Source organism: Fibrella forsythiae, from assembly GCF_017353175.1.
Classification (GTDB): domain Bacteria; phylum Bacteroidota; class Bacteroidia; order Cytophagales; family Spirosomataceae; genus Fibrella; species Fibrella forsythiae.
In genome coordinates this window covers 510513-524004 of the sequence record NZ_JAFMYW010000001.1, presented here as the reverse complement: position 1 = coordinate 524004, position 13492 = coordinate 510513, and the positions used below count along the sequence as shown (strand labels likewise).

Here is a 13492-nt window from a genome sequence, read left to right as displayed (position 1 = left end):
TTAGTTCAACTGAAAAGGGACCACCATCGTGAATTCGGGTACCTGGATACGAAATTGTTTGCCGTCGATCAGGCGTTCAACGAGGTAAGTGCCCACCATTTTGCCCATGCTGGCATGCAGGTTACACCCCGACACATATTCGTGCCGCTCGCCGGGTTCGAGCACGGGTTGCAGGCCAATCACGCCTTCGCCTTCTACCTCCCGTACCTGCCCATGGGCGTCGTAGATGAGCCAATGCCTGCGGAGAAGTTGAATGGTGTGTTCGCTATGGTTTTCAATGGCGATACGATACGTGAATACAAAGTGCGCCTGTAGTGGGCTTGAATACCCATGCTGGTATTCCGTTTTCACACTGACCTTAATGCCTTCCGTTACTGCCGTAATCATAAAAAAAACCCGTTTTTGACAACTTTAGAACGTAAAATAAGTTCTTTAGTTTGCTTCCTCAACCAGTGGGGCCTAAAATAAATTTCAAATTCAATGAATAGTTCGCCCACAATCACCCCGATCAGCTAACCTTTGTCTGGTTAATCTGTCACCAACGTATTCTTCACTTTATGAACGTCACCATTGCTGATTCCTGGAAGCCACACCTGCAACCCGAATTCAACAAACCGTACTTTACTAAGCTAGCCGAGTTTCTGCGCGACGAATACTCAACACAGCGAATTTACCCACCAGGGCGGCTAATGTTCAATGCGTTCGACAAATGCCCGTTTGAAGCAACACGCGTTGTTATTCTGGGACAGGATCCCTACCACGGCGAAGGCCAGGCAAACGGTCTTGCTTTTTCAGTGGCAGACGGCATCACAAAGCCACCCTCATTGATCAATATTTTCAAAGAAATTCAGGACGACCTGGGTAAGCCGATTCCGAAGTCGGGTAATCTTGAGCGTTGGGCATCGCAGGGTGTTATGCTGCTCAATTCGACATTGACCGTCCGGGCGGGTCAGGCGGGTTCGCATCAGGGAAAGGGCTGGGAAACGTTTACCGATGCTGTGATTAAATTGATCTCGGCAGAGAAAGAGAATGTCGTGTTTCTTCTTTGGGGCGCTTATGCCCAGAAAAAGGGTGCCGTCATCGACGAAAACAAACACCTTGTCCTTAAATCGAAACATCCGTCTCCAATGGCCGCTCAATGGGGTGGTTGGTTCGGTAATAAACATTTTAGTCAGGCCAATGAGTACCTGATCAGTAAAGGGCTGGCCCCGATTGAGTGGTAACTGAGTGGGTTTACAGCAAAAGCAAAAAAAGCGCTTCCTGTTTAACGGGAAGCGCTTTTTTGTTACTGGATACGGCGATTAATAACCGGGATTCTGCTGAGCCAGCAACGTTGGGTTGAGTGACGCTTCCGAGGTTGGAATTGGCCACAGGAACCGATAATCATTGTATGGAATGGCGGCAACGATACCTGTTAGCACCGGACGGGTAGTCAGGTTATAGCTTGTGCTTCTGATCTGCGACACGTCGATTTTTGCCGGAATGCCAGCTGTTGAGTATTTCGGGTCCAGGGCTAACCGGTGAATATCCGGCCAGCGACGGCCTTCGCCCGTGAACTCGATCCGGCGTTCGTTCAGGATAGCCTGAGTCAGATCTGCTGGTGCCGTAGTGAAACGTTCAGCAACAGGCACGGCACGGTTCCGTACGGCGTTGAGTAGGGCAAGCGCCTGTGTGGTATTTCCCTGACGAGAGTACGCCTCAGATACGTTCAGCAGAACTTCAGCGTACCGGAGAATCGGAGCCCAGTCAGCGCGGGTCGTATACTGGCGGTATTTGTAATTGAAGTAGAACGGATAGCTACCGGTCGTTTGCACTACCTGAAGCAGCGTACGACGGGTATCACCAGTAACCCAGAACGGCGCGTTGTACAGGTTTGGGCTCGTAGCAATCAGGTCGCGGCTGCCGAGCGAGGTTGGGCCAAACATGCTTGCGAGGGCACCGTTTACGCCTGGATTTGAGTTCAGGCTGTTCGCAATCGAGAAGATCGATTCAGCGTTGGCTGAGTAATTTACGAATGGTGCATCAACCGTTGCTTCCAGTTTGTAGTTGCCAATTGGGCTGGTAAACGTTCCGGTTGTTCCTGCCGTTCCGAGTTTTGTGCCTTCGGTAATAACGCCGGCCCAATCCTGCATGTGTTGCTTCACCCGTGTTTTCAGGGCAATGGCTGCACCTGAGGTAGCCCGTGAGATTGATACACCTACGGCCGACCGTGTGGCAGGCAGGTTTGTTTCGGCAAAGTCCAGATCGGCCAGAATTTTGGCATAGGTCTGAGCAACCGTTCCCCGGCCCTGAGCTAGGCCTTCCTGCACCGATGTGGTTGAGTTAATCGGGTTCTCGCGGTAAGGCACACCCGGATTAGCACCATTGTTGTCTGCATAAGGCCGTGAGAAATGGATCAGTAACTCGTGGTGAGCCAACGCCCGCAGAAAACGACCTTCTCCTTCATATTGTGTAGCCGATGCCGCCGAAATGACGCCATTCGTACCCGCCTGCCGAACGCCGTTGATCAGAATGTTGGCCTGGTTGATCAAGGCGTACAACTGCTCCCAGTGGTTTACGTTGTTGGCCGTTGCGGTTGAATACAGCGCCCGGTATGTAAAGTCATAGAAAGCCTGAAGGTTCACCATGTCTTCTCCACGCATTTCTCCTTGCTCGATTGAAGCCGAGCCAAATGGATAACCACGACCTGCACCACCCGAATACGTCCCGATGGCCGCAGACTGATACACCCCGTTGGCAACCAGTTCAATACTGTTGGCCGATGTGAAAGCTGTGTTTTCCGATAGCGAGGCTAACGGATTGAGCTCCGTAAACTTTTGGCAGGAAGACGCCACCAGCAACGTACCCAGCAGGGTTGCCTTGGCTATCCGTCCCGGACTCAGAAAACTGTTTATTACTTTTTTCATTTGTGTCTGTCAATTAAGTCATTCTACGTCTTGTGGTTACGATTTGGCGGGGCCTGTTCAGAGCCATGACCCACCAAATCGTACGCACAGAGCGAATTAATGGTACTTAGAAAGTCATGTTCAGGCCAGCCGTGAACGTGCGAGGCACCGGGTTTGTCCGGTTATCAACGCCAGGAGCTGCGTTTGTGGTTACGCTGCTACCCAGTTCAGGATCAAGTCCTTTATACTTGGTGAACACGAAGGCATTCTGAACCTGTGCATACACCCGGAAGCTGCTCGACCGGATTGACCGGCGCAATCCAGCTGGCAGGGTATAACCCAGGCTCAGGTTCTGAACCCGCAGGAACGAGCCATCTTCCAGGAACCGGCTATTCAGGTTGCCGTTTTGCAGCACCGTAGCGTCGGAGTTGAAATACAGCTTGGGTACGTCCGTGATCTGGCCATCCGCCGTCCAGCGGTTCAGCAATTCGCGACCGGCGTTGGCAAACACCTGGTTGTTCAACTGCTCCTGGCGGGTAACATTATAGATTTTGTTACCACCTGCAAAGGTCAGGAACACCGTAGCGTCGAAGTTCTTGTAGGAGAATGAGTTGTTGAAACCACCGTACCAGGTTGGGTTACCAACACCCAGTACCCGCTTGTCGCTATTGGTAAGCGCCAGTGCCGATACGGATGTAACGCTCGTTGCAGCCGGGTCATATCGGGCCCACACAAACGGGCTTGCCGCGGTCGTTACTTTACCAATCAGGTATTGAACCTGCGAACCATCCGCTTTTTCGAAGATCGGGTTACCGTTCGATGGGTTTACGCCCCGGCTCACATAGCCATAGAACGCACCGATCGACTCACCCTCGCGAAGGATGTTGTAGGTCGATGGAATATCGCTGCCATTTACCAATTGCTGAATCTTGTTCTGTACAAACGTCAGGTTGAAGTTGGTGCGCCACGAGAAGCTGTTCGTCTGGAAGTTAACCGTGTTCAACGATAGCTCGACACCCTGGTTATACATCCGGCCGATGTTCTGGGCAATCTGGTTGGCAGGAACGCCAAGCGAAGGTGGCGTTGGTGCCTGCAGAATCAGGTTGTCGATGTTGTTGCGGAAGTACTCAGCCGTGAAGCTGATGCGGTTCGCGAAAAACGAAGCGTCAACCCCGAAGTTGAGTTTTTTGCTGGTTTCAAACTTCAGGTTGCTGTTACCCACCTGGCTGTACCGGATACCCGTTACATCGCCGTATTGTGTCGCTGAGAAAATACCAGCGTAGGGATAGTTGCCAATTTCAACGTTACCTACAACCGCATAGCCACCACGAAGTTTCAACTCATTGAGGAAACCAACCGATTTCATGAATTTCTCTTCCGATATCCGCCAGCCTACAGAGATACCGGGTAGCACAGCGCTCTGGTTACCGATAGGGAGCGATGAGATTTTGTCTTCGCGTACCGTTGCGCTCAACAGATACCGGTCGCCATACGAGTAGTTTGCCCGGCCAAACACAGATTCGAATGCCCGTTGGTTAGCGGTACCAAAAATTTGCTGGTTCGTCAACGAACCGCTGATGATGTTGCCATTCACACCGAAATATTTATCAGATAAACCAGTACCATATGCCTCGAAGTAGCGGTAGTTCGTTTTCTGTTGCTCGTACCCAACTACTGCACCGATTTTATGCTGACCGAGCGTCCGGTTGTAGCTCAACGTATTCTGCCAGTTGTAGCGGAACTGATTCTGGTAGAGTTGATCCAGCGAGCCTCTCACCGACACACCATCGCCATGATCTGGGTTCTGGTACGTAAAATCTTCGTTGTTCAGGTAGTTGATACCAATCTGCGTCCGGGCGTTCAGGCCTTTCAGAATTTCAACATCGACATACGTATTCCCCGTTAGGTTGAGGTTTTGGTTCTTGTAGATGTTGTTGTCGAGAATGAACTGCTGGTTGGTATAGTTACCGTAAATCGCCCGTGTGTTGGCTCCCCGGCCTAAGCTTTGCCCTTCAATGTTGTACGTCCCGTCCGGAAATTTCACGGCTACGTTTGGAAATGCGTAGATCGCCCCGGCAATATTTCCTGAGAGGGCGTTTGTCCCCTGGTTCAAACCGGTATTGGCGGTCTGCGTAGCAAATACATTGATGCCAAATGTTAGCTTGTCGTTAAACGCTTTCTGGTCAAGCTTGGCACGTACGCTGTATTTCGTCTGGTTATTGGCGTTGATGTTGCCTTGCAGGTTCGCGTAACCCAGCGAGAAATAGTAGTTGGTCTGGTCGGTGGCACCGCTGAATGACAGTGCGTGGTTTTGTTGAAAACCAGTCCGCAGAATAACGTCCTGCCAGTTTGAATCGTAGTTACCCCCCGTCGCTGTATTCGAGGTTGGGAAGGCCGCCGCGGCGATACCGGCGTTGGTCAGCTTCTCATTGGCAATCGTGATGAACTCGTCAGCGTTTAGCAGGTCGAACCGTTTTGATGGTTGAGCCAGGGCAAACCAACCATCGTACGACAGGCGTGGTGCACCTTTTTTACCCCGTTTGGTCGTAATCAGAATGACACCATTAGCCGCCCGTGATCCGTAAATAGCCGTTGCTGACCCATCTTTCAGGACTTCAACGCTTTCAATATCGTTCGGGCTGATATCGCCCAGGGGGTTGTAGGGGTTGTTGCCACTAGCTCCCTGGTTACCCGTTATGTACGGAACACCATCAACTACGTATAGCGGATCTGAGCTGTTCGAGATCGAGTTTGTTCCCCGAATTCGAACGCGCGCAGCCTGACCCAATACACCACCTGGAACAGAAGCCTGTACACCGGCAACCTGGCCTTGCAGGTACTTGTCGAAGCTAGGTACCGCAATGTTCTTGATGCCGTCGCCTTTGATGGTACCAACGGACCCGGTCACATCACGACGCTGCTGAGTGCCGTAACCTGTTACGACCACTTCGCTCAGCTGTTGCGAATCGCTAACCAGCGATACGCTGATTGCCGTCCGATTGCCAACAGCCTGTTCCTGCAATGCATAGCCGATATAGCTATAGACAAGGGTACTGGTACCGGATGCGTTGATGCGGTAGTTACCCTGTACATCTGTGGTGGTACCTCGTGTGGTTCCTTTTACCTGTACGGTCACGCCCGGAAGGGGAGTGCCATCATCTGATGAAGTTACTCGGCCCTGGATGGTGATATCCTGTGCCAGTGTTGGCAACGAGAACAGCAGCAAAAGCAGCCAACTTCCCATAAACAGTCTGCTCATAGAAGTTTCTGATGAATTGAAATGATTAAAAAGATGAAAACTATACTGACGTTTCTCAATTGCCGATTGAGAATCTACTACTGGGCCAGATGGATCGACTGGAGAAAGTAACTCGTTGCGTAATCGCACTAAATAGAAGCAATGCACTCAGCATACTTTTTATACAGCACTCGTATTCCTGCTATATAATTTCTGGCCATTAGAATTATTTCGATAATCTAAGAAACGTGCCGCAAATGTAATGAGAAAGGGAGTTATCTCGGATTGATATTCTGAGAAAAGTATAATTATAGTAAATGTATAGATTGCCCCTCTTGACTGGAGAAACCGTCTCTAAATGGCAATGGAGCCACTATTTTCGACCTAAAAATAAGAATAATACTTAATTATATACTACGTAAATTATTGAATAAATTATAATTTCCAGATTTCTCTTATAATGTTATGTAACAGGCTATTAATTGCATTTTTTTAATAAAATACATAAGTATAAAATACTATCAAAATAAAAACTCTCCGCCATGCCTGAGCCGACGGAGAGTTTTTACGTAGGTACGTTGCCGTTATCTTACCATCTGTTCCTAATTATCCGTAGCTGCTGAGTTCAGTGTGAGTTCAGTTGCTGATATTGGCCAGATGTAGCCCGACTCGGTTGGGGCTTTGGCTGCTACCGTTCCTTTAGCCGGAATGGTTTGCAGTAATCGGAGCAAATCATTGTTCCGCAGGCCTTCGCCCAGGAATTCAATGCGTCTTTCCAGGAGAATGGCATTGGTCAGATCGGCTGGTGTAGCAAAACTGGCCGTGGTGTAGGTTATGGCTGCATCTGATCGGTTTCGCACAGCATTTAGCAACGCCACAGCCTGGGCATCGACCGTATTGGTGCTACGGACTTTTGCTTCGGCCAGATTCAGCAGTACTTCGGCATACCGCATCACGGGTACCCAATCTGTGTAAGGGCTGACAGTTTTGTATTTAATTAGCCAGTTCTTCTGCGAAGCGCCTGTACCTGTTGTCCGAACAAAGGCACGTCGCTTATCCGTAGCCGTCCAGTTGGTGTTGGCGATGATTCCCTGCGGATTGAGGGAGTATTCACCGTTACCAACGCCCCCATTGGCTGAGGTTGGCGAGAAGTAATAGGCCAACTGATTTTGCCCACCCGGGTTATCGTTTGTGGTGGTGGTCATTGGGAGAGAAAAAATCGACTCCGTAGTGGTATAAGTCGTAAACACAGTGGCAATGTCGGCCTGCAATCGATGTGCCACACCCGTGGGAGCAGAGAACGGAGCCGTTGCACTGACGATTTTATTAGCTTCGGTGATGACCCCTGCGTAGTTCTGCATACTGAGATACACCCGCGTTTTCAGTGCGCTTGCTGTGTTCTTGTGGACACGGGTCACATTGTCTGAAGCCGCCGAATACGAAGCCGGTAAGCTGGCTTCTGCCTCATTGAGATCTTTCAATACCTGCGTGTATACGTCGGCAACTGTACTCCGGGCCAGTGTTGACTGGCCGGTTTGGATGATACCGGTCAGGCGTAAGGGCACACCGGGTTTGTTGCCGTTCCCGTCGGCGTAAGGTCGGGCGTAATACTGAAGCAGCGAATAATAAGTCAGGCCTCGAATCAATTTAGCTTCGGCCACGTAGCGGGCCCCCAAGTCGGCACCTACTACAGTATTTCCCCCAGCGGCCATACCATCCAGAAAAATGTTACAGCGATTAATAGTCAGGTAAGCCTGCGCCCACAGTGTCTGCACTGCGGTGGCTCCATTGGTTACGTTTAGGTTCCAGACGTCGGAACCCGTCACCAGGTTGGTGGTTTCGTTGAGGAAATCTTCACCCCGGATGTCGCCGTATACTACGTAGCGACCGCCGTAGAAACTCCCATTTTTCAACGACCCATATAAAGACAGTAACTGCGTCTGAATGCGGTTAGTAGTACTGAAGGCCGATACATCCGATACAGATGTCTGCGGAATGGGCGTTAACAAATCCCGATTGCACGAAACGAGACTGATAGCCAGCACGCCAGCCAGCGCTACAGAAAGTAGGTTGTTTGTTTTCATTATGTGATGAGGCGATAGGAGTTAAAAACCTGCTTTGATGCCGAAAGTAATCGTGCGGGAATTGCCAACCGTGTTGCGGTCAACGCCCTGCGCGCTGTTAGACGTACCGTTAGACGATACTTCTGGGTCTGGGCCTGGGTACTTGGTGAGTACTGCCAGGTTCTGACCCGATACGTAGAGACGCAGGTTGCTGATTTTGGCTTTTGACAATAGCGTAGCGGGCAGCGTGTAGCCGAACGTAACGTTCCGCACTTTCAGGAAATCGCCTTTAAACACGTTGATGTCTAGTGGGAAAGCTGATCCGTTCGAGGTGTTGTCATTCCAGACAGGTCTGGCGTATTTCTTACCCGTATCGCCTTCTTTCTGCCACGCATCTGTCAGCACATCTCGGTCATTGTTCCAGAAGCGCTGATCGTGCAGACCCGCGTTGGTACCATAATACACGCTGAAGCCTAGTTGGTAGGTGAGCAGCACACCCAGATCGAAGTTTTTGTACTTAAAGTTATTATCAAAACCACCGTATACTTTCGGAGTCGAGTTGGCATACATCACCTGGTCTGATGGGCCAATGGCCGTGGCTCCCGTTGGGCTAACATACCGGGTGAGGCCATCTGGCGTGGTCGAGTAGTTAAACTGACCTGTTGGGGCATAAAACTGATAGTACACGTTCTGGCCCGCCGAGTTAACGAAAATGCGTTTACCCGTTGTTGGGTCAATACCATTGGTGCGTACCACGTAGAGATACCCCAACGAATAACCTGGCATGGTCTGATTAACTGTTTCCAGACCCGATGTACCGGTCTGGAGTGCCGTTAGGCCGGGAGCCAATGAGGTTACTTCGTTCTTATTAAACGTGATGTTGAAGTTCGACGACCACTGGAAATCCCGGGTGTTAATCACGCGGGCGTTGAGCGATACTTCAAGCCCTTTGTTATACATAGACCCAATATTTTGGAGTGGGTTATTGGGCAGACCGGCAGAGGGAGCCTGTGCCACGTTCAAAATCAGGTTGTCGATGTCGTTGTGGTAATAGGCCAGTTCGCCAGTAATGCGATCATTCAACAAACCAAACGTGATACCGACATCCGTTTTGGTGCTGGTTTCCCAACGCAGATTCGGGTTACCCACCGATGAAAACGACAGGGTGGCTGCTCCACCATAAATGCCGGAACCGAATGTGGAATAAGGCGAATAATCGCCAATACCGCCAATGTTCCCCACTTTGCCATAACTACCCCGGATTTTGAAACTACTGAACAGGCGATCCAGCCCGGCAGATGTCCAGAAATTTTCCTTGGTAATTTCCCAACCGGCCGAAGCACCGTAGAACAGGCCTCGTTTCTGACCCAGGGCTGAGTACTCATCCTGACGCAGATTGCCACTGAGCAGGTATTTCTCTTTGTAATTATAGGTCAACCGACCAAAACCCGACAGCAGATAATTTTCTCCATATCCCAGCCCAGAGGTGTTGTTGTTGGTAAAACCTGCCTGAATGACGGTGTAGGCAGGGTCCGACAAGTTTGTCCGGTTTAACCCATACGATCTTGAGGTACGTCGTTGCTGTTCCTGCCCAAGCAGCAGGTTAAAGTTATGCCCACCAAACGAGCGCTCGAACTGGACCGTGTTCGTCCACAGCGTGGTTTTGTTGTTACCAAAAATGCTGGTTGCGCTGCCCAGCGATGCGTTACCTTCGCTGGTGACAGGGGAACTGAACAGGTCGTTATCAATCAGAAAGTAGTCGAGACCGAAGGTACTTTTCAGGGTAATCCAGTCCACAGGCTTGACTTGCAGGTATGCGTTTGCCTGTATGTGGTTATTCTCTGAGTTCGATCGGTTGAGGTCTAGCGAGGGTAATGGGTTTGGGTACGTGACGGAGGTACCGGTAAAACTGGTCGCCGATCCGATGGCGGCTGCATTGAGGTTATAGGACCCATCGTTGTTGTAAGGCGACAGCAGCGGAGGTAACACCAGGGCAATCCGGCCAAGACCGCTCGTAGCGAAGGCTTCGCCGTTCAGCGAGCCAGACGACACTGACGCCAGGTTTTTCTCATTAGAGTAGGACACTTTACCCCCCACGCTGAAGTGTTTGCTTACTTTACTGTCGACGTTGATGAGGGAGTTGATCCGTTCAAAATCATTTTTGCGAATGATCCCCTGTTGCTTTGTGTAGCCGACTGATAGATAGTACGTAGTGTTATCGGTCCCTCCCGATACGTTCAGGTTATGACTATTTGAGAGCCCCTGCCGATACACATTGTCGTACCAACGCGTATCGATCGGGTTACCGTTGGCATCGTTCGACTGCGCCAGTTTGATGACACTGGCGGTCGTTGGATTGTTGGCAATGGCCTGCGATTTGAACTGAAGATACTCCTGGGCGTTCAGCATATTGGGAAGCCGGTAGGTGTCCGAAACACCAACCCACCCGTCGTAGCTAACCCGCGCCCGGCCTGATTTACCGCGCTTGGTCGTTACAAAAACAACGCCATTGGCAGCCCGGCTACCATAAATAGCGGTGGCGGCGGCGTCTTTGGCAATGTCGATACTTTCAATGTCGCTGGGGTTAATACTGGCCAGTGGGTTAGCCGGGGCACTGGTAGAGCTCTGGTCACCAGTGTAGGTGGGTACTCCATCAACGATGATCAGGGGTTGCGAACTCAGCGAGATGGAGTTTGTACCCCGAATTCGAAAAACGGGCGGATTATTCAACACCCCATTGGGCACCGTAATCTGCACACCCGCCGCCTGGCCTGCCAACCCTGATTCAAAACTCTGAATGGGCCTTTGTGCAATAGCTGCTCCTTTCACCGACGAAATACTTCCGGTTGCATCCCGTCGTTGCTGTGTTCCATAACCTGTTACAACGACTTCGCTCAACTGTTGGGCATCGCCCGTCAAGGCAACATTGATGGTCGACTGGTTATTAACTGGTACTTCTTTAGCCTGATAACCGATAAAACTGAAAACCAATCGTCCACCTGCCGGGGCAGTAAGCTGGTACCTACCCTGCCCGTCTGTCGATATTCCACGGGTTGATCCCTTGAGTTGAACGCTCACGCCCGGAAGGGGCGTATTGTCATCTGATGAAGTGACCTGGCCCCGGATCGTGATGTCCTGTGCCAGTATCGGCAACGAGAACAGCATCAAGAGCAGCCAGCTGCCTGTAAACAGTTTTCTCATGATTTGTAGATAATAGATTTGTTAGGTGAAGCAAGTTGCAATCTGTAATTCCCGGCATTTTTAATGTCTCTATATGCTATTAAATAGTGATATACGAAACAGCATATAAATTTGCAAAAGAGACAGATCGCAGGGTAAAAGTAATGTGTTTAACCATAGTATCGAATTTATATTCTGTAAAATGATAAAATTTAGTGTCGAGTTGATAGGGCAAATCATAGAGTATAAATACTTAAATAGTATAATTTATTTTAATCTGCTATTGAACAATACGTAGTGTGTTTAGGCCTATATCTTGAAAATGCCGGAATAGTGCTATTTAAGATGGTCATGTCAATAGGTGAAAAATAAGCTCTTGTCGCTCATATATTGAGTAGTTGCGTTGACCTTAAAGCTGACCTTTTTCCACTTCAATTGGACAGCCAATTGGTAGATTAAGCCAGTGCATGCGGACTTGATCTCCCTGAATCAGACAGTCGGGAAACGCTACTAATTGCCGCCGATGCGTAAAAAAAGCTGCCCCGAAGATTCAGGGCAGCTTTCCGATGATTCAACTAAATAATTCTAAAGTGAAGCGACAAAATGGACTTAGAGTGGGTTTTGAACAATGGCTTTGTTTGAATTGATCTCCCGGATTGGAAGCAGGAATTCCCAGCGGTTATCGTTAGCAGGTACGTCGAACAGCACGGCAACCGCAGGGTTATGATTGGCACCGTTGCGGTTTAGCGGAAGGTTCATGCGTTTGAGGTCGGTGAACCGGAACCCTTCGCCCCATAGCTCAACCCGCCGGTAAAGCAGGATTTCATCGACAAGTTTGGCGCCGGTACTGGTTGAGAGCTTGTAGGAGGGATCACGCTTACTGTTTAAATCGAAAAGTACAGTAGCAGCTTCGGTCGATTTGCCAAGACGTGCCTGGGCTTCTGCTTCGATCAGGTACATCTCGGCTGCGCGCATGTATGGAATATCACCCATGGTGCTGGTTGATGGCGTGCCCGGCAACCGGAATTTCTGATTCATGTACGGAACACGTACCCCACCGGTTGGAACAACAGAGTTAGTGGCGGTTGGGGCTTTCACCCACATCTTCGCACGCACATCCGTTTGAGGGATCTGCTCATACAACAGGCTATTGATCGCCTTGGGGGTTTGCCGGATTACCGATGAGTTGAAGTTGCTTGAGATGTACGAATGGTATGCACCGAAAAACTCAGACTGGTCTTCCACATGGTCAAAACCCCACATCCATTCAGGGAGGCCAATGTCTGCCAGACCATCCAGATATTGGGCAGTGGTCATCAGTGTATAACTTTTCCGTGCTTCTGCGGCAAACTTTGCGGCATCGGCCCAGTTTTGCTGGGTCAGTGCAACACGCGCCTGCAGGCCTTTTACCACGTCGATGTTGATGTGAGACTTGTAGGTCCGGGCGGTGGTCAATAACGCCGCAGCATCGGCCAGGTCTTTGTTGATCTGCGTGTAAACATCTTCAACTGAGGCCCGGGGTAGTCCGTCTGTTGTTGGAACCAGTACCAGTGGTACGGCAGGTTGCGTGTTTGGTTTTACGGCCGCATCATACCGTTTTCCGTAGAGCTGAACTAAATTGTAGTAAGAGAAGGCACGCAGAGCGAGTGCTTCTCCTTTCAACTGGTTACGCTCTGTCTGAGCACCAGCCGCCTTGTCGATATTCGCAATGGCGATGTTGGCATTGCCAATGAGCCGGTAATACAACTGGTATGGGAACTGCGACATCGTGCCCACATCTGACCGGTGGCTCGTCCAGCGCTGCTCGCCAAAATGCCAGCTGTTGGTTGCATTGCCGAATACCAGGTCTTCGCCCATTACATCCAGGATGATCATCATGGCCGGGTGTCCGAAGTGACCCTGTGAGTCAAGGTATCGAACAACCATTGCCCGGTATATACCGTTGATGGCAGCGGTGGCGTTCTTGGTGGTGGCGTAGGCGGCGGCAGCATCAACGCTGCCGGTCGGTGCCGTTTGCAGGTAGTCTTCTTTGCAGGATGTGGTTAGCAGGCCCACCGCAAGAAAGACAGTTAATAGGTTCGTTTTCATTGACTGGCTGAATGTTTGTGAAGTGAGCAGGAAGACGA

General features: G+C 50.3%; 7 protein-coding genes. 1 reads left to right on the top strand and 6 read right to left on the bottom strand.

Going from position 1 to position 13492, the window contains the following annotated elements; translation table 11 throughout:
* The gene (gene apaG, locus J2I46_RS02585; protein WP_207327362.1) at positions 1–387 is read right to left on the bottom strand and encodes a Co2+/Mg2+ efflux facilitator ApaG/CorD; all 387 of its coding nucleotides are present in this window, start codon (positions 385–387) and stop codon (positions 1–3) included.
* 170 nt (positions 388–557) lie between these two features.
* Here apaG and ung point away from each other — a divergent pair, with 170 nt between their 5' ends.
* Entirely contained in the window at positions 558–1223 is a 666-nt protein-coding gene (gene ung, locus J2I46_RS02580; protein ID WP_207327361.1) for a uracil-DNA glycosylase, read from the top strand.
* Positions 1224–1301: 78 nt separating this feature from the next.
* Here ung and J2I46_RS02575 read toward each other — a convergent pair whose 3' ends face one another.
* The 5 genes from J2I46_RS02575 to J2I46_RS02555 all read right to left on the bottom strand — a co-directional run bounded on the left by J2I46_RS02575 (position 1302) and on the right by J2I46_RS02555 (position 13454).
* Positions 1302–2906, bottom strand: coding sequence for a RagB/SusD family nutrient uptake outer membrane protein (locus J2I46_RS02575; protein WP_207327360.1), 1605 nt, complete (start codon positions 2904–2906; stop codon positions 1302–1304).
* Positions 2907–3012: 106 nt separating this feature from the next.
* Positions 3013–6144 (bottom strand): SusC/RagA family TonB-linked outer membrane protein, encoded by a 3132-nt coding sequence (locus tag J2I46_RS02570; RefSeq protein WP_207327359.1) that lies wholly within the window; start codon positions 6142–6144, stop codon positions 3013–3015.
* A 581-nt stretch (positions 6145–6725) separates the two neighbouring features.
* Positions 6726–8207 carry a RagB/SusD family nutrient uptake outer membrane protein gene (locus tag J2I46_RS02565; RefSeq protein ID WP_207327358.1) on the bottom strand — a complete coding sequence of 494 codons (1482 nt, stop codon included), beginning with the start codon at positions 8205–8207 and terminating at the stop codon, positions 6726–6728.
* Between the two features lie 21 nt (positions 8208–8228).
* On the bottom strand, positions 8229–11387 hold the full coding sequence (locus tag J2I46_RS02560) for a SusC/RagA family TonB-linked outer membrane protein (protein ID WP_207327357.1): 3159 nt from the start codon (positions 11385–11387) through the stop codon (positions 8229–8231).
* 588 nt (positions 11388–11975) lie between these two features.
* On the bottom strand, positions 11976–13454 hold the full coding sequence (locus tag J2I46_RS02555; protein ID WP_207327356.1) for a RagB/SusD family nutrient uptake outer membrane protein: 1479 nt from the start codon (positions 13452–13454) through the stop codon (positions 11976–11978).
* Between the last annotated feature and the right edge of the window lie 38 nt (positions 13455–13492).

Bases quoted from the DNA above. Each gene is read 5' to 3' on its own strand.
- J2I46_RS02560 (WP_207327357.1), bottom strand. From the start codon at position 11,387: ATGAGAAAACTGTTTACAGGCAGCTGGCTGCTCTTGATGCTGTTCTCG.
- J2I46_RS02555 (WP_207327356.1), bottom strand. From the start codon at position 13,454: ATGAAAACGAACCTATTAACTGTCTTTCTTGCGGTGGGCCTGCTAACC.
- apaG (WP_207327362.1), bottom strand. From the start codon at position 387: ATGATTACGGCAGTAACGGAAGGCATTAAGGTCAGTGTGAAAACGGAA.
- J2I46_RS02570 (WP_207327359.1), bottom strand. From the start codon at position 6,144: ATGAGCAGACTGTTTATGGGAAGTTGGCTGCTTTTGCTGCTGTTCTCG.
- J2I46_RS02575 (WP_207327360.1), bottom strand. From the start codon at position 2,906: ATGAAAAAAGTAATAAACAGTTTTCTGAGTCCGGGACGGATAGCCAAG.
- ung (WP_207327361.1), top strand. From the start codon at position 558: ATGAACGTCACCATTGCTGATTCCTGGAAGCCACACCTGCAACCCGAA.
- J2I46_RS02565 (WP_207327358.1), bottom strand. From the start codon at position 8,207: ATGAAAACAAACAACCTACTTTCTGTAGCGCTGGCTGGCGTGCTGGCT.